Here is a 22,559-nt window from a genome sequence, read left to right as displayed (position 1 = left end):
GAAAAATAAATGAAAAAAAGAGGAAAAGTTTTTAAATATGGAAATAATGTAGATACAGATGTAATCATACCAGCAAGGTATTTGAATACTTCAGAGCCAAGCGAACTTGCAAAATATTGTATGGAAGACATTGATGCAAGTTTTGCACAAAAGGTAAAAAAAGACGATATTATTGTAGCGAATAAAAATTTTGGATGTGGCTCTTCAAGAGAACATGCGCCGATTGCGATCAAAGCAAGTGGTATATCTTGTGTGATTGCAAGTACATTTGCAAGAATTTTTTATAGAAATGCATTTAATATAGGTCTTCCAATATTAGAATGTGAGGAAGCTGTAAAAGGGATTGATGCACAAGATGAAGTAGAAATCGATTTTGAGACAGGGAAGATTGTAAACATCACAAAGAATGAAAGCTATCAGGCAGAGCCCTTTCCACCATTTATACAAGAGATTATTGTAAATGATGGACTTGTGAATTATGTTCGTGGGAAATTGAAATAAAATTTAAGAACCATCTTCTTAATAAAATAATAAGATAATATGAAAGAAGTTATTTTAAAGAGAAGGTGGAAAAATGTGGAGAAGTAGAAGTGAAACGTATATTGTACAACCGGGAGATACATTATACAGTATTGCAAGAAAATTTAATACAACCATAGAAAGTATTATGGAATTAAATGGTTTGACGAGTACCGCATTGATGGTTGGTCAAAGTCTTAAAATTCCCCTATATACGGAAGTAGTTGTTACTAGCGCTGTTGTGAATATTCGTAGAGGACCAGGAATCTATTATCCTGTTACTGCAAAAATGAATAGAAATGCACGTCTTCCGGTAACAGGTTTTTGGAAAGATTGGTATAAAGTGAAGCTATTTGATGGAACGCAAGGATGGATTCAAGGAGAACTTGTAAAACGTTTCATATATGATGGAACAAAACCAATTGTAACCAACTTAGGATTCTATACGTTAGAGGAAGGGCCAGCTTTACCGAGTTCTTATGATTCTTTTGTGAATAATACAGATTCTATTTCAGAAACAGGGTTGTTTTTATTTCAAATCAACAAAGAAAATCCAACAACTATTGTGAAATTTGGAGATTTTACGGATGCATATGTAGAAGATATTGTATCTGTTGGACATAGACAAAATGTAAAGATGTTGCCTGTTGTTCATAATTTATTATACAAGAATGGCAGTCAAACAATGTCTAAGGATGTTGTGAAAGAATTGGTTTCTAACAAACAAAATCGGCAAGCGTTTATACAAAATGTAATAAAACTCATTGAACGATATAATTTTGATGGTATAAATATTGATATTGAAGATGTATATTTAGAAGATAGTGAAAATCTATCTGCTCTGTATACGGAGCTAGGAGAAGCCTTGAGAAGAAAAGGATATTATTTATCTGGCTCAATTCCGGCTAGAGTAAGTGATGAGCCATTTAACCCTTTCTCTGATCCATTTGATTATGAGACAATAGGAAAAGCAGTGAGTGAATTTGTTGTCATGCTTTATAATGAGCATGGATGGCCAGGGAGTGGGCCTGGGCCTGTAGTTTCTATAGGTTGGATGGAAAGAGTATTAAAATATACAATGACAAAAATGCCAAAAGAAAAAATTGTGGCAGCTGTCTCCGTTTTTGGATTTGATTTCAATTTAACAACAAGCAAGAACACTTATGCAACTTATGATATGGCAATGAAGCTTGCTAAGAAATACAATAAAGAAATTATTTTTGATGAAAAAACGCAAACACCGATGTTTGCGTATGAAGATGAACAAGGAAATCAACATGAAGTATGGTTTGAAAACGCAGAAAGTATTTATGCAAAGATTCAAAAGGCTTGGGAAATGGGGATAAAGGGAATTGCCCTATGGAGACTAGGCATGGAAGACCCTAATATGTGGAGTATGTTTAAAGAAGACGTAGTTGTTAAAAAAGGATAATCGTTAAAAAAAAGCTTATATTTCCTTGGAAATATAAGCTTTTTTTTTTTGAAAAGCTAACTTTCAATATGTTAATAAATGTGTGACATATACATATTATTCTTAAAATGATACAATAAAAATGTAAAATAAATAGAGTGTTAAAAATTTACTTTTGATGTTGTTTATTCATTTTATAATATTTTTATGTGAATAAAATTTTATAATAAGGGGGATTTTTTTATGATTATCAGAAAATTCAAAAATATAGATATAGATTATGTAGATGGTATATTAATTGTTGATAATACAGGAAAAATTGTACATTCAGTTCGTTACAATCCCCGCTTTAATGAAAATGCTAAGGAAAAAGAATATAGAGATTTTATTAACAAAAATTATTTAGAAGCGTATCCTGGCTTGGAGGCAGAAGAAAGTACAATCATTAATTGTTTAAAGGATGGCGTTCCAATATATAAGAAGAATCAAGTATTTTGTGATTATGAAGGGCGCGTATATAATACACAAAATCTAACGATCCCAATCATTAGAAGAGGAAAAGTATTAGGTGCAATTGAACTTTCAAAGGATATAACAAGCATACAAGATTTATCAGAAGCGTTTGAAAATGTTGAGTCTGTAAAAGCAGGTACAACAGGAGATATAAGTAAAAAGAATATTGCAAGTGTAAAATATTCTTTTGAAGATATAATTACAAAGAATGATGAAATGTTAGAAAATATTGAGAAAGCAAAATTAATTGCAGATAGTCCTTCTTCTATATTGGTTTATGGTGAAACTGGAACAGGGAAAGAGCTATTTGTACAATCTATACATAATTATAGTTCAAGGAGAAATAGACCTTTTATTGCTCAAAATTGTGCTGCTTTACCAGAAAATTTATTTGAGTCTATATTGTTTGGTTCTGTGAAAGGATCATTTACTGGAGCTATGGATAAGCAAGGGCTGTTTGAGATTGCTAATGGAGGAACCTTGTTTTTAGATGAGATAAACTCTATGTCTATGAATTTACAAGCAAAATTATTAAGGGTTTTACAAGATGGTGTTGTGAGACGAATAGGAGATTCTAAAGATAGAAAGGTAGATGTAAGAGTTATTTCAGCAATGAATATGGATCCTATGGAAGCTATAAATAAAAGATATATTCGAGAAGATATCTTTTATAGATTAAGTGTTATGAGTATTAAGTTAGTACCATTAAGAAAGAGAAAAGAAGATATTCTGTTACTTGTTCGTTACTTTTTAAAAAAGTATAATACTTTATTAAAAAGATATGTAAAAAGAATTAGCAAAGAAGTTGAAACCCTGTTTTTTGTATATCATTGGCCAGGGAATATAAGAGAATTACAACATGTTATTGAAGGGGCAATGAATATAGTCAAAGATGGAATAATTGAAATGAAACATTTACCTGTATATTTAAGTGAAACAGCAGAAAATATTTACTTTTATGATGAAGAAGAAGTTACTCAACCATTAAATGATGTAATAGAAGTAATAGAGAAAAAAATGATCATAAAAGCTTTAGAAAAGGCTGGCGGAAATGTTTCGAAAGCTGCAAAATTCTTAGATATTCCAAGACAAACCCTTCAATATAAAATTATAAAATATAATATTTTAATAGAATAAGAAATATAAATAATGAGTATGAGCCAGATATCTGTGAAAATTGCTGAAAATTCGGCAAATTAGCATAGTATAAGAAAAAGCTACAATTTATTTTAAATATTTATCTGTTTAAAAAGTAATACAAAGGAAAATTCTTTTATTTGCAAAGATAATTTTCTTTTTTTTTTTTTTATTTTTGCGCATTATGAATATAAACTTTTAAAGAATAAAAGGATTATAGAATAAATACGAAAACGTGCTGAATTTTAGGCAAATATTAATAATAAAATATTCATTTTACAATTCAAATATGTAATATATGAGCATTTTACTAGTGTTATATAGATTTGAAAATTAAAAATAGATTTGGCATACAATTTGCTATTATAAAAGAATGAAAATGTTTTGGTATATATTAGATAGATTTAATTAAAATCTAGGTGGAGTAAAAACGCAATTTGAATTAATTTTTATGCTACAGGAGAGGAAAAGATTTACTTCGGTTTATAAAAGGAGGGCAGTAAATAACTGTAAGGCCAATGTCTAGGATTAAGTAATATAGGAATCTATCCAAATTTTAGATTAACATGAAAATATTAACATTTACGATGAAAAAGGATTTAGTTAAGAATATCTAATTAAATAATAAGGAGGAAAAATTATGACGGACCCTGTTGTACATTATGGATTTTTATCAATTCTGCCTGCACTAATAGCTGTAGCCTTAGCATTTATAACAAGAGAAGCTACATTTTCACTATTATTTGCCTGTATTGTAGGACTATTTATTACTGGAGATGGATTGTGGGGAGTACCTGGATTATTTGAAAAGGCAATGGGAAATGTAGATTTTATATGGGTACTGTTAATAGAAGTATTTATTGGGATATTGGTTGCCTTTTTTCAAAAAACGGGTGCTACACAAGAATTTGCGAAAATAATGGAAACGAAAATTACATCCAGAAAAAAAATTCAGTTGTTTGGATGGCTTTTAGGAATGTTTATATTCTTTAGCGATTATTTTTCACCACTATTTACTGGACCAGTCATGAGAAATTTAACAGATAAAGCAAAAATATCAAGAGAAAAACTTGCATATATAATCGATTCAACATCTGCTCCAATGTGTGTATTAGTACCATTTAGTGCGTGGGGAATATATATAGCAGGCTTACTTGTAGGATATGGTCCAATAAAAGATAATACAATGGCTGTAAATGTATTCTTTAAATCAGTAGGATTTAATTTCTATGCTATATTTGCTGTTGTAATGGTTGCATTATTTGCATTAAAGATTATACCAGAGTTTGGGCCTATGAGAAAAGCAGAAGAGAGAGCATTAAAAGAGGGGAAATTATTTGCTGATGGAGCAATACCAATGATGGGAGTAGAGTTGTCGGACATAAAACCGGCAGAACAAATCAAGAAACCAAGAATATTTGTAAACTTTATATTGCCAGTACTTGTTGTTATTACCTTTGCTCTTGGAACTTATATTGTATTAGGTTCAGCAAAAACATTAGAAGCATTTATGTTAGCTGTATTGGTATTAGGAATTGCTTTGTGGATGCAAAAGATACCGATGAAAGAGATTTTCAGCACAGGTATACAGGGGATTAAAGGTATAATTCCAGCAATTATTATTTTGGGATTAGCTTATAGTATTAATACAATTAGTAAACAATTAGGATCTGCACAATATATTATAGAAGTAACAGAAAATTGGTTAACACCTGCATTATTACCAGCATTAGTATTTTTCTTAAGTGCATTTATATCTTTTTCTACAGGAACATCATGGGGAACTTATGCAATTATGATTCCTATAGCTGCACCATTGGCATTTCAATTTAGTGGTGGAGAGATTACTACCTTAGTATTTGCAACAGTAGGAGCGGTAGCTGGTGGAGGTGTATTTGGAGATCATTGTTCTCCATTATCAGATACAACAATTCTTTCATCCTTTGGAGCAGCTAGTGACCATATCGATCATGTAAAGACACAGCTTCCATATGCTTCTGTAGCAGCAGGATTAGGACTGGTGCTATATTTGATAATAGGTATGTTTTAAAAACTATGGTTAAACCCTAGAGTGTATACTTTTGTAGTTTGATTACGACACATATTTAGATAGAGACATAACATGAGTTATAGCAGTGGAAAAATAGAATAAAGGTACTATTCTTTGAAAAAATCAAACCATATATCATAAAATTTAAGGGGGAAGACATAATGATTATAGGAACACCTAAAGAAATTAAAAACAATGAATACAGGGTTGCGCTGGTACCAGATGGCGTAAAAGAATTTGTTAAAAATGGGCATGAAGTATTAATTGAAAAAGGAGCAGGGGTAGGAAGTGGCTTTAGTGATGAATATTATCAAAAAGCTGGAGCACACATTGTTGATACAGATGAATTGTATAAAAGAGCAGAAATGATCTATAAAGTAAAGGAAATGTTGCCTGAAGAATTTAGATATCTTAGAGAAGGTATGATATTATTCACTTATATTCATTCTAATGCATTTAGAGAACAAACAGATGCTTTACTTGAAAGTAAGACAGTAGGTATTGCTTATGAGGATATTGAAGATAAGGATGGAAAATTCCCACTGCTTAAGCCTATGAGTGAAATTGCAGGAAAAGGCGGAATGATAATAGGGCTACAGTATGCTCAAAAAATCAATGGTGGAAATGGATTGATGCTAGCTAGAGTACATGGTGTAAAAACACCAGAAATTACAATCATTGGTGCTGGTGTTGCAGGAATAGGTGCAGCAGAAATTGCAGTAAACTTAGGAAATAAGGTAACAATCCTTGATATTGATTTAGATAAGCTTGAAAAAGCAAAACAAATATTACCTCCTAATGTAGAATTACTATATTCTAATGCAAAAAATTTAGAAGAATGTTTAGTAAGAAGTGATGTTATAGTAAACTGTATCTTATGGCCCAAATGGAGAAAAGACCATATGATATCAAAAGATATGATGAAAATAATGAAGCAAGGGTCATTGATTCTTGATGTATCATGTGATGAAGGGGGAGCTATCGAAACATGTAGAGCTACATCACATGATGATCCAATATATGTAGAAGAAGGAATTACCCATTATTGTGTAGATAATATTCCTGCGGCATTTCCACAAACTTCTACTTATTCACTTTGCAATGCTACATTACCTTATGCATTGCAAATTGCAAACAAAGGATATGAAAAAGCATTAAAAGAAAACAAATATTTAAGGAAAGGTTTAACGTGCTATTTTGGAGAATTGACATTGGAAGAAACTGGAATAAAGCAAAACAGACCATATAAAACACCTGAAGAAATTTTGGATATTTAATAGATAAAAATCTCTGCACAAGCAGAGATTTTTATCTATTATTGTTGTCTATACTGTGGTTCTTCATTTTTTACATAATCCACTCTACCTTGAAGGGTTTGAGTTGCATTTTCCAAAGTTGTAGCCAATTGATTAAACATTTGTTTGGCTTGCTGATCATCTGTATCTAAAGCAAAGGTTTTAAATTGCGAAGAAAGACCTTTTGCACCAGATAAAGCTTGTTCTAGTTTATTTATTGTAGTCATAAAAATTTCCTCCCATATTTTCAAATTTATTTTACGAATATAGTATGCGCTAATTTGAAAAAAATATGAGCACAAAAATACATAAAAGTAACTTCAAGCGCAAATACTGTATATATAAAAAAATAGGAGGTGCCTAAATTGAAAGAGGAAAAAAGAGAAAAGAAAGATTTAAATTTAGGAGGCATGTTAATAAGAGTATTTGTATCTATGATTGTACTAGCAGTTGCTGCTTTCTTTACACCCTACTTTTCTATAACTGGCTGGATTCCTTTACTTATGGCTGCAATTGCTATTGGGATAATTGATTACTTAATAGAAAGGTTTACAGGATTTGATGCTAGTCCTTTTGGTAGAGGAATTACAGGATTTATTGTATCTGCATTGATTATCTATGCAACTGGATTTATGGTTCAAGGTGTAGGTGTTAGTTTCATAGGTTCAATTTTAGCTGCGTTAGCTATAGGTATTATCAATATGCTGGTTCCAGGAAGAAGTGTATTATAGCGTAAAGCCCGGATATTCGTCTGGGTTTTATTTTTTATAACAATTTGCACTTTTATGAATGAATATAAATAATAATTGGGAAAATAAATCTATCAAGAAATTTTAGAAAGGAAGGAATGCTAATGACGGTTGGTGCTAAAGTCAAACAAACGCTAGCAAATTTAGAAGGTATACAAAGTACTTTAAAACTATATGCAATACAAACCCAACATGAAAATGCAAAAGCTACTTTCGAAGAAGCAGCTAAAACTACAAGCGAAGTCATTAAAGATTTAGAAGAGAGAATAAAAACATTAGAATTTGAAGAACCACAATATAAAGGTTATTAAGTGAGGGAATGAAATGAAAAACTGGATAGTAATAGTTGTAAGATCCATAGGAGTTTTTTTTATAAGCTTTGCCTTTATTAGAATGATGGGGAAAAGACAAATTGCTAGAATGACGCCTTTTCAATTTGTTCACTATACAGTGGTTGCTGTTTTAGCAGCGTTGATTTCTGTAAACTTTATTACAAATTTAGCATTTGGCTTTATTGCTTTATTTACTTGGGTTTTACTTCCTATCGTATTTGATTTTCTATCATTAAAGAGTAAGTACTTTCATGATTTAATCAATGGGAAGGAAACAGTTTTGATAAAACATGGAAAAGTTATGGAAGAAAATTTAAGTGAATTAAGGTTTACAGGAGAAGAACTGTTAAGAGAACTTCGTTCTAAGAATGCTTTTAATTTAGCAGATGTTGAATTTGCTGTAATGGAATCAACAGGTGAAATGAATATACTATTAAAATCAGATAAATTACCGGTTACAGCCTATGATTTAGGAAAAAAAGTAGCACTACAGAGCGAGCCACAGACAGTTATTTTAGATGGAAATATACTAGATGAACCTTTAAGGAATATGGGGTTGAACCAAAGGTGGCTAAAAACGCAATTGAAAGGGTTGGGAGTATCTTTAGACAATGTCTTTATAGGACAGGTAGATTATAATGGAGATTTGTATATAGATTTATTCGATGATGCGATACAAATATCTCAGCCAAAAGTAAAAGAATTATTATATGCAAATCTTCAAAAGTGTCAATCAGACTTACGTACCTTTTCATTAGAAACGAATAATCAAGATGCAAATACTATGTATTCAAATAATGCAAATAAACTTCAAGATATTATGAAAAAATTAGAAAGTTATTTATCACATTAGAAGGGGATAAACATGTCTAGTAAAAAAAACAAAAAGTTGACCAAAGCACAGCAAGAGTATCAAGCTTTTGCAAAAGAAAGAGAACCAAAGAGAAAAGTTTTTCGAAATATATTTAGAGCATTTATTATTGGAGGAACAATCTGTACAATAGGACAGGGTCTTCAGTGGATATTTATTGAGTATTTTGATTTCACAGAGATAACAGCAGGAAATCCTGCTACAGCTGTTTTGATTATGATTTCTGTGTTACTTACAGGATTAGGAGTGTATGATAAAATTGCTCAATGGGCTGGTGGTGGAACGATTATTCCTATTACAGGATTTGCAAACACAATATCTTCTGCTGCTATTGAACATGCTAGCGAAGGGTATGTATTGGGTGTAGGTGGAAATATGTTTAAACTTGCTGGATCCGTTATTGTATATGGTGTTTTTTCATCATTTGTTGTGGCGCTTATTAAAATCACAATTCAGTGGTTAGGGGGGATGTAAATGCTTAGAGGACATCAAACATGGGTTTTTGATTCAAAACCAATCATATTGTCATCAGCTGCTGTTGGAGGACCTTTCGAAGCAAAAGGAAATTTAGCTGAAGATTTTGATATCCTTCATGAAGATTTATGGCTAGGACAAGATAGTTTTGAAAAGGCAGAAAAGAAACTTTTAGAAGAGGCTTGTGAAAAAGCAATTGAAAAAGCAGGAAAGAAAAAAGAGGATATTCAATTTTTTATTAGTGGAGATTTGATGAATCAGATTATTTCTAGTAGTTTTACTGCGCGTACTTTAGGGGCGCCATATTTAGGGATCTTTGGTGCTTGTTCTAGCTCTATGGAGGGCTTGGCACTAGGTTCATTACTGATAGATAGCAAAGCTGCAAAATATGTTGTAGCTGGCGCATGCAGTCATAATGCAGCAGCTGAAAAGCAATTCAGATATCCTACAGAATATGGTTCTCAAAAGCCTCCTACTGCTCAGTGGACAGTGACAGGAGCTGGAGCAGTCCTATTGTCAAGAAAAGGCGAAGGCCCACGGGTGACGGCAGCTACTATAGGAAGAATCGTTGATATGGGAATTTCTGATCCTTTTAATATGGGAGAGGCTATGGCACCCGCTGCTGTTGATACCATTGAAACACATTTTAGGGATCTAAATATTGATCCATCCTATTATGATGTGATTGCTACTGGGGATCTTGGAGCAGTAGGACATAGAATTGCTGCTGATTTATTAATAAAGCATCGAATGAAAATACCTTCAAAAATATTTACCGATTGTGGGATCATGATTTACAAAAAAGAACAGCCTGTTATGGCAGGTGGAAGTGGATGTGGATGTTCTGCTACAGTAACTTATGGACATTTTTTAAATCGCATGAGAAAAGGTGAATTAAAAAGAATACTTATTGTAGCAACAGGGGCTTTAATGTCTCCTATGTCTTATCAGCAAAAGGAAAGTATACCATGTATTGCTCATGCCGTATCCATAGAAATGTAGAAAAGAGGTGTGCATGTATGGAAAAATTTATTTGGGCTTTTATTGTTGGAGGATTAATATGTGTTATTGGACAGATTATGCTAGATGTGTTTAAACTTACACCTGCTCATACAACCAGCACATTAGTTGTAGTGGGGGCTATATTAGGCGGACTTGGTTTATATGACCCATTAATAAAATTTGCAGGGGCAGGAGCTTCAGTACCAATATGTAGTTTCGGAAATTCATTGGTAAAGGGTGCTTTAATGGAAGCAAAGAGAAGTGGTGTTATTGGTGTGCTTACAGGAATTTTTGAAATTACAAGCGGAGGAATTTCTGCTGCGATAATTTTTGGGTTTATGGGAGCTTTGATATTTAAACCAAAAGGTTAGTATATAAAAGTGGGATGCTGTTTTCCTGCTTTTTTTGTGAAGGAAACGATTCTAAATATAAAAAATACGAATTTTCAAATAATATAATATTTTAAAAAAACAACTTGTAGAAATTATAATTATATTATAAAATTATATAATTATAAGCGAATATTTATACAACTATAGATGGGATTTACGCATATACATAGAAAAATAGTTGTTTAATTGATTTCTCAGAAAGGGAGGTATATTATGAAAAAGTTCAAGAGAGTGTTGGTAGCAAATAGAGGAGAAATTGCTATAAGAATATTTAGAGCTTGCAGTGAGCTAGGTATTCGTACTGTAGCTATTTATTCTGATGAAGATAAAAATTCTCTTTTTAGAACAAAAGCAGACGAGTCCTATTTAATAGGAAAGAATAAAGGACCTGTGGAAGCTTATTTGAATATTGAGGAGATTATAAAAATTGCACTCAAAAAAGGCGTAGATGCAATACATCCTGGATATGGATTTTTATCAGAAAATACAGAATTTGCTAGAAGGTGTGAGGAAGCAGGAATAGAATTTATTGGACCCAATCATCATATGATGGATCAATTAGGAGATAAGATAAAATCTAAATTAGTGGCAAATCGTGTAGGGGTTCCAACAATTCCAGGAATCGAGAAGCCTGTTACATCTGAAAAAGAAGCTTTTGAATTTGCAAAGTATTGTGGCTATCCTGTAATCCTTAAAGCTGCTGCTGGTGGCGGTGGAAGAGGTATGCGAATTGTAAGAGATGAAAAGGATCTTTTACAGGGATTTTATAGTGCAAAAAATGAAGCAAAAAAAGCATTTGGGATTGATGCAATATTTATTGAAAAATATCTTGAAAAACCAAAGCATATAGAGGTACAAATTTTAGGAGATAAGTATGGAAATATTGTACATTTATATGAAAGAGACTGTTCCATTCAGAGAAGACATCAAAAGGTGATTGAATTTACACCTGCTCTTTCTATTACAGAAGAACAAAGACAAAAAATATGTGATGATGCATTAAAAATTGCGAAGGCAGTGGATTATAGAAGTGCTGGAACGGTTGAATTTTTAGTAGATATATATGGCAATCATTATTTCATTGAAATGAATCCTAGAATTCAAGTTGAACATACTGTGACAGAGATGGTTACAGGGGTTGATATTGTACAAAGTCAAATTTTAATTGCACAGGGATATCACCTCGATTCTGAAGAAATTGGTATTCGATCACAAGAGGATATAGTCATTCGTGGATATTCTATTCAGTGCAGGGTAACAACAGAAGATCCTTTAAATAACTTTGCACCAGATACGGGGAAAATTGATATTTATAGAACTGGTTCTGGATTTGGGGTAAGACTAGATGGTGGAAGTGGATTTACAGGGTCTATCATAAGTCCTTACTATGATAGTCTTTTGGTAAAGGTTACATCTTTATCAAGAAGTTTTGAAGATGCTACAAGAAAAGTGAATAGAGCAATAAGAGAGATTAAAATAAGAGGGGTTAAAACCAATATTCCATTCCTAGTAAACGTTTTAACGCATGAAGAGTTTAAGCTTGGAACATGCCATACTGGATTTATTTCAGATAATCCGGAGTTGTTTGAGATTACACCAAAGGCAGATAAGGAACTTAGAGTACTTAATTTTATAGGAGAAAAGGTTGTAAATGAAACAAAAGGAAATAAAAAAGAATTTGATGTGCCAGTAGTTCCAAAAGTACAACGACCAGCAAATTTAACAGGGACAAAGCAAATCCTAGAAGAAAAAGGGCCAGATGGTGTTGTAGAATGGATTAAAAATCAGAATAAATTATTATTAACAGATACAACGATGAGAGACGCACATCAATCATTAATGGCTACAAGGATTAGAACAAAAGATATGAAAAAAATAGCAAAAGAGACTTCGATCTTGGCAAAAGACTTATTTTCTGTAGAAATGTGGGGAGGCGCTACCTTTGATGTAGCTTATAGGTTTTTAAAGGAATCTCCATGGGAGAGATTAGAAATCATTCGAAAAAAGGTGCCTAATATATTGTTGCAAATGTTAATAAGAGGTGCGAATGCAGTAGGATATAAAAACTATCCAGACAATGTCATAAGAGAATTTATAAAAGAATCTGCAAATAGTGGGATAGATGTATTTAGAATATTTGATTCACTCAATTGGCTAAAGGGTATGGAGGTTGCAATAGATGAAGTACTAAAGAGTGGAAAAATTGCAGAAAGTTGCATCTGTTATACAGGAGATATTCTAGATGAAAGACGAGACAAATATACATTAGATTATTATATAAAAATGGCAAAAGAGATAGAAAAAACAGGTTCACATATATTAGGAATCAAAGATATGTCTGCACTCCTTAAGCCACATTCAGCGTATAAACTGATCAAGGCATTAAAAGAAGAAGTAGGTATGCCGATTCATCTTCATACACACGACACAAGCGGAAATGGTGTTGCCACAATACTTATGGCAGCAGAAGCGGGTGTAGATATTGTAGATACAGCAATTAATAGTATGTCAGGACTTACAAGTCAGCCAGCACTTAATTCGGTTGTTGCAGCTTTTGAAAATACGACAAGAGATACAGGATTAATATTAGATGATATTCAAAAGATTTCTGATTATTGGGGAGATGTAAGACCCGTTTATAGTCAATTTGAATCAGAGCTAAAATCAGGTACTGCAGAGATTTATAAGTATGAGATTCCAGGTGGTCAATATTCAAATTTAAAGCCACAAGTAGAGAGTTTTGGATTAGGACATAGATTTAATGAAGTGAAAGAAATGTATAAAAAAGTAAATGAAATGCTAGGGGATATTATTAAGGTTACACCATCTTCTAAGGCTGTAGGAGATATGGCGATTTTTATGATACAAAATGATTTGACGCCAGAAAATATCTATGATAAGGGAACTGATATGGCATTTCCTGATTCAATAGTTGCATATTTTAAGGGAATGATGGGTCAACCGATGGGCGGATTTTGTGAAAAACTTCAAAAACTTGTATTAAAAGGAGAAGAACCGATTACTTGTAGACCAGGAGAACTTTTAGAGCATGAGGATTTTGACAAAATAGAAAAATATCTACAAGAAACATTTCAAATTGAGCCTACGAAAAAAGATTTATTAAGCTTTGCATTGTATCCTAAGGTGTTTGAACAGTATTTAGGATATTTAGAAGAACATGGAGACTTCAGTAAAATGGGGAGTGATATCTATTTCCATGGGTTAACAGAAGGAGAAACTTGTCAAGTAGAAATTGCTGAAGGTAAGGTTTTGGTAATCAAACTTTTAGAAATTAGAAAATTAGATGAGGCTGGAAATAGAACCGTACTATTTGAAGTGAATGATAGCAGAAGGGCAGTAAAAATTTATGATCAAGGTAGTGGGTCAGTAGCAAAAGAAGGTAATTTTGTGCAGATGGCCGACCCTTCTAATCCACTAGAAATTGGTTCAAGTATTCCAGGAACTTTAATAAAGGTACTTGTAAAAGATGGAGAAAAAGTGAAGGAAAATCAGATTGTTGCCGTTGTAGAAGCCATGAAGATGGAAACAAATATTACAGTATCTGTAGATGGCGTAGTAGAATCTGTCATTGCAAAAGAAGGACAGCAGATAGATGTAGGAGAATTATTAATAAAATTGAATCAATAAAACGAAAAATCCGTGTGATTACACGGATTTTTTATTATAAAAAATTAATTTGAATTTTCATAAGCACTATATCCTATAATTTTCCAAAAACGATTATATCTGTTAAAGAATTGCCACCTAATCGGTTGGTGCCGTGAATGCCACCAGTAACCTCAGCCATTTCATTGATTTTTATACCGCCCATGGTTAAAAATCCTAGTATTTTTTAAAGGATATTCATTTAGCGCAAAATATTTCGACAAAATAATTGAAAAAATTCACATTATTTGATAAATTGATTATAATATATAAAAGGGCAGTTTTCTCATGTGAAAACTATTTTTTAGAATAAATTGTATTTTCAAAGAGGAGAGAGGACATGTCTGTATTTAGTAAGATGATAGACTTATTGAGACGAAAAACTAGAAAAAATTTCTTTGAAAGTGGCAAAGAAAGATATGATTTTGAAAAAAAAGAAAGAGAAATTGCTTTAAGAGAAAGAGAAGCTAGTTTAAAATGTGCACAAGAGATTGCAAACTTAGGCAGTTGGGAATGGGATTATGGATTAAATAGACTCTATTTTTCTGATGAAATGCATCGAATATTTGGAATGAACAAAGAAAACCATCAAGGTAAAATCAAATTTTGGACTGTATCCCTTATTCATCCTGATTATAGAAAAATGGTAGATGAAAAAATAAGGAAAGTAAGAGACTTAGAAATCATAGAGAAGGTAGAATGTAAAATTTTAAAAATAAATGGAGATGAAAGATGGATACGTGCAAATGGGATGTTTCTATATGATGATTCTGGAAATAAGAAAAAGGTTATTGGTACTGTACAAGACATCACAGAATGGAAGGAAGCTGAAATAGCCCTTCAAGAGAACTTTAAATTTCTCCAAACCCTTATGGATACAATTCCTAACCCTATCTTTTATAAAGACGACAAAGGGATCTACAAATATTCTAATATTGCGCATACAGAATATCTAGGACTTAAAAGAGAAAATATTATTGGAAACACACTTTATGATATTCTTCCAAAAGAACTTGCTGATGAGCATCATAAAATAGATGTTCAATTATTGAAAGAACAGGACAAAATTATTTATGATTCAAAAATGCAATGTGCGGATGGTGTATTACATGATGTTATTTTTACAAAAGCTTCAATTATAAATCAAAAAGGAAAGAGTATGGGTATTGTTGGTGTGGTTATAGATATTACAGAGCGCAAGAAAACTGAAAAAAGAATAAATAGGTTGCTAAAACTAAAAGAAGCTATATTAGAAATGAATCATGCAGTGATTGAACAAAATAGTATTAATGAATTATTTGATTTGATTTTAGAAAAGGTAGTTCAATCAGTGGAAAATGCAGACATTGCATGTGTATTGATTTTGGATAAAGGAGAAAATCTAAGAATTGTCGCATCTATTGGATATGATGCTGAAGAAGCAAAAAGATTTTCCATTCAGTTAAAAGATTCATTTTTATGGCATGTGACAAAAGGGAAGATAGAAAAAGCAGTGATTATTAATGACATTAAGGAAATTTTTAAAGAAAAATTTTCAGATATTTTAAAAAATACAGAAGGTATTGAAGTACAATCTTCTCTTACGACCCCAATCATAATAGATGGGCAATTATATGGTTTGGTAAATTTGGATAGCAAAGAGAATTTTGTTTATGATGAAACGGATTTAGATGTGATGGAGTATATGAGGAATCAATTTGAAATTGCTATTAGTAAACATAAGCTTTACGAAGAAACTATTTATTTATCTAGATATGATAAATTAACAAATGTTTATAATAGAAGGTATTTTGAAGAACTATTAGATATGAATATACAGAAGGCCATTCGATATGATGAAATATTTTTGTTGGTGGTATTTGATTTAAATGGATTAAAAGCTGTAAATGATACCTATGGACATTTGGCAGGAGATCAGTTAATTAAGAACTTTGCGGGTAGAATTAAAGATGCAATTAGAAATTCAGACATCTTTGCAAGATATGGTGGGGATGAATTTATTTGTGTTTTCTTTGAGACCAATACGCAAAGCTTAGTAGAAAAATTTGAAAAAATAGCAAAGAATTTTATCAATGATCCCATTATATTTGAAGGTAATAATATTACTTGTAGTTTCAGCTATGGTATTGCAAACTTCCCTCAGGAGTGTGAGAATTATAAAGAATTAGTAAAAACTGCCGATACGCGAATGTATGCATATAAGCAGAAGCTGAAAAATAAAATAGTTGATTAATAAATCCTACAATAATGTAATATTGTGGGATTTGTTTTTAAATTGTATAATTAGGTATGAAATAAGTTGAAAGGCTGGTCATATGCATAATACGAATGAGATAAAAATATCTGTTAGAAATCTAGTTGAATTTATTTTGCGTTCTGGAGATTTGGACACAAGCTTTAGAAGTATGACAAGAGCTGTAGAAGGCACAAGAGCGCATCAAAAGGTACAAAAGAATCAAGCTGAAAATTATGAAGCTGAGGTTACACTAAAACATAAACTTGAACATGAAGGGTATACATTTTTAATAGAAGGTAGAGCAGATGGCATCATAAAAGAATCCGATGGTATTTGTATAGATGAAATAAAATCTACTACAAAACCCCTTGAAATAATCCATGAAAATTATAATGAGCTCCATTGGGCGCAGGCAAAATGTTATGCTTATATATATGCGTTGCAAAATAAATTAGACAAAATAGATGTGCAATTAACCTATTTTCATTTAGAAACTGAATTGCTTAAAAATATAAGGAAAAATTTTAGTTTTATAAGCTTGGAAGTGTTTTTTTATCAAATCATAGATCAATACATGGCTTTTGCAAATTTCACTTCTGATTGGTGTAAACTTCGTGATGACTCAGTAAAAGATTTAGTATTCCCATTTAAAAAATATCGGATTGGACAAAGGGAACTTGCAATTTCGGTCTATAGAACGATTAGAGATCAGAAAAAGTTATTTGCACAAGCACCAACAGGAATAGGGAAAACTATATCAACTCTTTTTCCGACAGTGAAGGCATTTAGTGAAGGATATACTTCAAAGATATTTTATCTTACGGCAAAAACGATCACACGACAGGTTGCTGAGGAAGCTTTTATAAAAATGAGAGAAAAAGGATTGCGCTTTAAAACATTAACTTTAACAGCGAAGGATAAGATCTGCTTTAAAGAAGAGTCAAGATGTGAACCAGAATACTGCGAATATGCAAAGGGACATTTTAGTAGAGTAAACGAGGCTATTCTTGATATACTCCAAAATGAAGATGAATTATCTAGGGCTATAATAGAATCATATTCAAGAAAGTATCATATCTGTCCTTTTGAATTTTCACTAGATTTAGCTACATGGGTAGATGCCGTTATTTGTGATTTTAATTATATATTTGACCCTACTGTATATCTAAAAGGCCTATTTGATTTTGGAGATAACGACTATACCTTTCTAATAGATGAGGCCCATAATTTAGTAGATAGAGCACGTGAAATGTTCTCAGCAAACCTTTATAAAAATCATTTTTTAGAGCTGAAAAGAATATTTAAAGATAAAGAGCCTACAATTGCTAAAGCTTTAGATAAACTCAATGGGTATATGCTTAAGATGAAGAAACTTTGTGGAGATAAAGAAGTGTATATACAAAAAGAAATGCCAGAGAATATATCTTATTTATTAAACAGACTCATATCTGAGAGCGAAGAACTCTTAGCCACTAAAAAAGGAACAAAAGGATATAAGGAAATATTAGAATTATTTTTTGATTGCTTAGCTTTTATAAGAATATTAGAGATTTATGATGATCGATATGTAACTTACATAGAGAAGGAAAATAAAGATGTAATGCTAAAAATGTTCTGCCTTGATCCTTCTTATCTATTAAGTGAAGCGATCAAAAGGGGGAAGTCAGCCATATTCTTTTCAGCTACATTATCGCCTATAGAATATTTTAAGTATATTTTGGGTGGAGATGAAACGGATCAGACGATTATGTTATCTTCTCCTTTTGATCGGAATAATCTTTGTCTAATGATTGCCAATAACATTTCAACAAAATACAAGGATAGGGAATATAGCTACAATTGTATAGCAGATTATATAAAGGCAATTATATCTCAGAAAAAAGGGAATTATTTAGTATTCTTTCCATCCTATAAATATATGCAGGATGTTCATGAAAGATTTCAAGAAAAGTATCCTGAATATGCCACAATCATTCAATTAAATACAATGAGCGAAGAACAAAGGGAAGCTTATTTATTAGGATTTGAAAAAGATCCTAAAGATACATTAGTAGGTTTTGCTGTAATGGGAGGAATATTTGGTGAAGGAATTGACTTAAAAGCAGATCGATTAATAGGTGCAATCATCGTAGGCGTAGGGCTTCCGCAAATATGTTTAGAGAGAGATATCATAAAAGATTATTTTAATGAAAAAAATGGAAATGGGTTTAATTATTCCTATACGTATCCAGGAATGAACAAGGTATTACAAGCAGCTGGACGAGTCATTCGTACAGAAAAGGATAAAGGGGTAGTGCTTCTAATCGATGAAAGATTTAACTACGGAAACTATAAAAGAATATTTCCAAGAGAGTGGAATCATAGGATAAATATAAAATCAGAAGATGAGATTATTAAGACATTGGAGAAATTTTATGATGAGAATTAGAAGAAAGAATTTCTTGCCAATGCGTCCAATACTTTTTCTAATACAAAAGATGTAGCTTTTGTATTAGAAAAAATTGCCTATGAAAACAAAGTGGAGAGTCTTTATAAAACTATTGGTCAGCTCACGGTACATGTTTGTGACGTATTTGTTGAAAATTGACAAGCAAAGATTATTTATATAACAAGAAGGAGAATACAAATGAGAATTATTTCTGTAAGGCAGGAGTGTGACTATAAAGAAGTTGCTGCAAAATATATTCACAGTAAATGGGGAAACGAAACTAATTACCAATTATATGAAGATAGTATATTCGGTTGTGTAAGCACCAAGGAGCCTGTGCCATATTGGTATCTGCTGGAAAGTGATAAGAAAATTGTCGGTTGTATAGGATTGATAGACCATGATTTTATAAGTAGAACAGACTTATCTCCATGGTTATGTTCGCTTTATATCGAAAAAGATTATCGTGGAAAAGCATTGGGAGCTTTACTGATTGAGCAGGTAAAGAAAGAAGCTGAGAAAGAAGGATTTGAGAGAATTTATCTTTGCACTGAGTTAAATGAATATTATGAAAAAAATGGTTTCCGCTATATCGAAGAAGGTTTTTACCCCAATGGAGAGCCTTCTAAAATATATGAAATAAATCTCACCAAATGAGCATAATTTTTAGTTAATGTAGTGAGTAATTTTCTAATGTATTCGAAGGATTATAGAGGTGAAAAGAGTCATCACTTCCTATAACAGATCCTTAGCAGACATCGGAAAATTATTGTTTCGGGAAAGATTGACGTCACTAAGCCAATAGTCGATATTTTATTGGAAATAGATAATGAAAGCAATATTGAACAATTAACAGATATCCTATTACATAATGGTTGGATATTGATGTCATCCCAAAAAAATCCATATGTGAAAATGGCGTTTAATAAAGGATATACAAAAGAAGGATTTGCAGAAAAAGTATATCACTTGCATGTTCGATACTATGATAACTGGAATGAATTATATTTTAGAGACTACCTTATAGAACATGGCGAAGTTGCTAACGAATACGGTAAGCTTAAATTAAGTCTGATAGAGAAATATGAGCATGACCGAGATGGATATACAGATGCTAAATCTGATTTAATTCTTAAATATACAGAAAAGGCGAAAGAAGAATATGGTGACAAATATAACCCAAGAAAATGAGTATTGGAGGAATAGGAAAAATATGAATAAAATGCAAAGATGGATATTAAATCTAATAATATTAATAATGATAATTACATTGTTAACATCATGTAACAAATCAGAGAATGTAAAACAAGTACCAAATGGCATGGATATAAGCAAAAATATAGATGGATACAAAATCAGTCAATCTCAAGATGGAGAGAAAGAAATTTACTGTACTGAAGATAAAAAATTAATTTTAGTATCTCATAATGGTAAAAAAGTTATATGTGAAAACTACAGAGATATTACTACAAATCCATATTCTATATGGAGTTTTGATGAATATAAAATTCAATGGAGTAAAGATAGTAATTATGTATATGTTATTGATAGTATATATGATTTAAAAAATGATAAATTAATTCCTATAAAAGATTGTGTTGTTTTTTCATGGATTGAAAATAAAGGGGTATATTTAGCTGATGGTACTTACTACGAAATATCTTATGACGGAGGACTTCAAAATGAGATGGCTGTAGGTAAAAAGATTAAGATTATAGAAAATGGTGAGGTAAAAGAAAAAGCCAAACAGACAGATGATAGATATTTTGTGCTAGATCATTTTATTAGTGTAGATAATTCATTTGAAGTTATTGGAGATTATATAACTATAAATACGGCTTCACTAAAATATAAAGAAGATGAATTACAAGAGAAAATTAAGAAAGATTTTCATTCGAATGCATTTAGAGAGTTTTTAAAGCAAGATCATAATGAATTTTTAAATATGAAATATATAGAATTTATTAATACAATAAAAGAATCGAAAGAATTTCAAGACCTACAATATCAAATAAATGATTTAGAAAAAAATTATCCTATAGAGTTTGAAGGGGATATTAAAGAAATAATGAAAAGAATCAATGATACTACATATTTTATTTATAATGTCAGTGGAAAATTTTATTTAAAAGATATAAAAGAAGAAGAAGTGAAATTTAGGTAAGCATATTTTAATTAGAGATGAAGAGAATAAGACTTGATAGAAGGAATAGAGTTATGATATTATAGTTAATAGTTTAACAATATGTGATAAATAATTCGAAATAACGACAAGGTTTTGAGAAATGGTACATGTTTAAATCAAAGGATATAAAAATGACAACATTTGTCTTAAGAAATAAGGAAGGAGTATCATTATGTTTGAATTACCTAAATATAGAAAACCTGATTTTAACAATAAGAAATTTAAGTCAGCGCCAAATGTTCGTGTAGCGAATGTAAAAAAAGAAGGGGTTGCACCAGAAAATTATCATATAACTTCTATGTATCCTGAATATTTTAAAGTTAATGGAGAGTGGATGCTCACAAAGAATAGTCGAATGGATTGTGCACCAGTAATAGTAGGTGAATCTAGAATTGAGACAAAAGAATTTAGAAATTTAAGTATTGGAGATAAAGTGATTATAGGAAGAACAGAAGATGGAAGTGAAGGCATTTATCTACACGCAAATGGATTTGTTAAAGAAGTGGGAGAGAAAGATGTATTTGCATTTAGAAGTGGAAGATCTAGAGAGACCGCTTTTTCAAAAGATTATGAGGATTTATTTGAACTTTTAAAACATGAGAAAGAAAATGGAAATATTGTATGGGTATTAGGTCCAGCGGTATCCTTTGATTATAAATCAAGGAGGGCTATGTCAGCATTAATAGAAAATGGATATGCCCATGCAGTTTTAGCAGGAAATGCCCTTGCGACCCATGATCTTGAAGGGGCATTATTTCATACAGCATTAGGACAAGATATTCGTGATCAAGATTCAAAGCATAATGGACATTATCATCATCTTGATGCCATTAATAAAGCTAGAAATGCAGGTTCTATCGAGAAGTTTATAGAAAATGAAGACATACAAGAGGGGATTGTTTATTCTTGTGTAAAAAATAATGTTCCTTTAGTACTTGCAGGTTCCATAAGAGATGATGGCCCGCTTCCTAGTGTGTTTGCAAATGTATATGATGCCCAAGATGCAATGAGAAACCATGCGAAACGTGCGACCACATTGATTTGTTTAGCGACACAACTGCATACGATTGCTGCAGGCAATATGACACCTTCTTATACCATTGTAGATGAAGAGATAAGACCTGTTTTTATTTATGCTGTAGATGTTTCAGAATTTGTACTAAACAAATTAAGAGATAGAGGAACATTAGAGGTAACAACGATTGTTGCAAATATACAAGACTTTTTAGGTAAATTAAGTGATCATTTAATAGATTAAACCATCATTTTAAAACGACGATGTAAAATACATCCGCGTTT

19 protein-coding genes are annotated in these 22,559 nt (G+C 31.6%); 18 read left to right on the top strand and 1 reads right to left on the bottom strand.

Annotation, left to right across the window (positions count from 1 at the left end):
* The first annotated feature begins 9 nt into the window (after positions 1–9).
* From leuD to ald, 5 genes are all read left to right on the top strand, one after another.
* Positions 10–501 carry a 3-isopropylmalate dehydratase small subunit gene (gene leuD / locus EV214_RS12410; RefSeq protein ID WP_132246252.1) on the top strand — a complete coding sequence of 164 codons (492 nt, stop codon included), beginning with the start codon at positions 10–12 and terminating at the stop codon, positions 499–501.
* A gap of 73 nt (positions 502–574) precedes the next feature.
* Entirely contained in the window at positions 575–1,951 is a 1,377-nt protein-coding gene (locus EV214_RS12405; protein ID WP_132246250.1) for a glycosyl hydrolase family 18 protein, read from the top strand.
* A gap of 222 nt (positions 1,952–2,173) precedes the next feature.
* Positions 2,174–3,580 carry a sigma-54 interaction domain-containing protein gene (locus tag EV214_RS12400; protein ID WP_132246248.1) on the top strand — a complete coding sequence of 469 codons (1,407 nt, stop codon included), beginning with the start codon at positions 2,174–2,176 and terminating at the stop codon, positions 3,578–3,580.
* A gap of 640 nt (positions 3,581–4,220) precedes the next feature.
* Positions 4,221–5,630, top strand: coding sequence for a Na+/H+ antiporter NhaC family protein (locus EV214_RS12395; protein ID WP_132246246.1), 1,410 nt, complete (start codon positions 4,221–4,223; stop codon positions 5,628–5,630).
* A gap of 161 nt (positions 5,631–5,791) precedes the next feature.
* On the top strand, positions 5,792–6,907 hold the full coding sequence (ald, locus tag EV214_RS12390) for an alanine dehydrogenase (RefSeq protein ID WP_132246244.1): 1,116 nt from the start codon (positions 5,792–5,794) through the stop codon (positions 6,905–6,907).
* 38 nt (positions 6,908–6,945) lie between these two features.
* Here the strand turns inward: ald and EV214_RS12385 are convergent, their stop codons facing one another.
* The gene (locus EV214_RS12385; protein ID WP_132246242.1) at positions 6,946–7,152 is read right to left on the bottom strand and encodes a DUF1657 domain-containing protein; all 207 of its coding nucleotides are present in this window, start codon (positions 7,150–7,152) and stop codon (positions 6,946–6,948) included.
* 138 nt (positions 7,153–7,290) lie between these two features.
* Between EV214_RS12385 and EV214_RS12380 the strand changes: the two genes are divergently transcribed.
* The 13 genes from EV214_RS12380 (at position 7,291) to EV214_RS12320 (ending at position 22,518) form a co-directional block, all read left to right on the top strand.
* Positions 7,291–7,656, top strand: a complete 366-nt coding sequence (locus EV214_RS12380; RefSeq protein ID WP_243116652.1) for a phage holin family protein — start codon at positions 7,291–7,293, stop codon at positions 7,654–7,656.
* Between the two features lie 122 nt (positions 7,657–7,778).
* The gene (locus tag EV214_RS12375) at positions 7,779–7,985 is read left to right on the top strand and encodes a DUF1657 domain-containing protein (RefSeq protein WP_132246241.1); all 207 of its coding nucleotides are present in this window, start codon (positions 7,779–7,781) and stop codon (positions 7,983–7,985) included.
* Positions 7,986–7,998: 13 nt separating this feature from the next.
* On the top strand, positions 7,999–8,859 hold the full coding sequence (locus EV214_RS12370; protein ID WP_132246239.1) for a DUF421 domain-containing protein: 861 nt from the start codon (positions 7,999–8,001) through the stop codon (positions 8,857–8,859).
* Positions 8,860–8,871: 12 nt separating this feature from the next.
* Complete coding sequence (spoVAC, locus tag EV214_RS12365) at positions 8,872–9,351, top strand: stage V sporulation protein AC (protein ID WP_132246237.1); 480 nt, start codon at positions 8,872–8,874, stop codon at positions 9,349–9,351.
* Positions 9,352–10,353: a stage V sporulation protein AD gene (gene spoVAD / locus EV214_RS12360; RefSeq protein WP_132246235.1), complete on the top strand. Its 1,002-nt coding sequence runs from the start codon at positions 9,352–9,354 to the stop codon at positions 10,351–10,353. It abuts the gene before it with no gap.
* Between the two features lie 17 nt (positions 10,354–10,370).
* Positions 10,371–10,724, top strand: coding sequence for a stage V sporulation protein AE (spoVAE, locus tag EV214_RS12355; RefSeq protein WP_132246233.1), 354 nt, complete (start codon positions 10,371–10,373; stop codon positions 10,722–10,724).
* A gap of 234 nt (positions 10,725–10,958) precedes the next feature.
* Positions 10,959–14,393 (top strand): pyruvate carboxylase, encoded by a 3,435-nt coding sequence (locus tag EV214_RS12350; RefSeq protein WP_165916358.1) that lies wholly within the window; start codon positions 10,959–10,961, stop codon positions 14,391–14,393.
* A gap of 358 nt (positions 14,394–14,751) precedes the next feature.
* Complete coding sequence (locus EV214_RS12345; protein WP_132246231.1) at positions 14,752–16,644, top strand: sensor domain-containing diguanylate cyclase; 1,893 nt, start codon at positions 14,752–14,754, stop codon at positions 16,642–16,644.
* Positions 16,645–16,726: 82 nt separating this feature from the next.
* On the top strand, positions 16,727–19,075 hold the full coding sequence (locus tag EV214_RS12340; protein ID WP_132246229.1) for an ATP-dependent DNA helicase: 2,349 nt from the start codon (positions 16,727–16,729) through the stop codon (positions 19,073–19,075).
* Positions 19,076–19,273: 198 nt separating this feature from the next.
* Positions 19,274–19,732 (top strand): GNAT family N-acetyltransferase, encoded by a 459-nt coding sequence (locus tag EV214_RS12335; RefSeq protein WP_132246227.1) that lies wholly within the window; start codon positions 19,274–19,276, stop codon positions 19,730–19,732.
* Between the two features lie 87 nt (positions 19,733–19,819).
* A complete protein-coding gene (locus EV214_RS12330; RefSeq protein WP_132246225.1) occupies positions 19,820–20,266 on the top strand; it encodes a GrpB family protein in 447 nt (148 codons plus the stop codon).
* Between the two features lie 22 nt (positions 20,267–20,288).
* Positions 20,289–21,239 (top strand): hypothetical protein, encoded by a 951-nt coding sequence (locus tag EV214_RS12325; RefSeq protein WP_132246223.1) that lies wholly within the window; start codon positions 20,289–20,291, stop codon positions 21,237–21,239.
* 193 nt (positions 21,240–21,432) lie between these two features.
* Positions 21,433–22,518 carry a putative NPN-dependent ornithine cyclodeaminase gene (locus EV214_RS12320; protein WP_330571308.1) on the top strand — a complete coding sequence of 362 codons (1,086 nt, stop codon included), beginning with the start codon at positions 21,433–21,435 and terminating at the stop codon, positions 22,516–22,518.
* The last annotated feature ends 41 nt before the right edge of the window (positions 22,519–22,559 follow it).

The organism is Marinisporobacter balticus (assembly GCF_004345705.1).
Lineage (GTDB): Bacteria > Bacillota > Clostridia > Peptostreptococcales > Thermotaleaceae > Marinisporobacter > Marinisporobacter balticus.
This window is presented reverse-complemented; position numbering and strand designations above follow the sequence as displayed.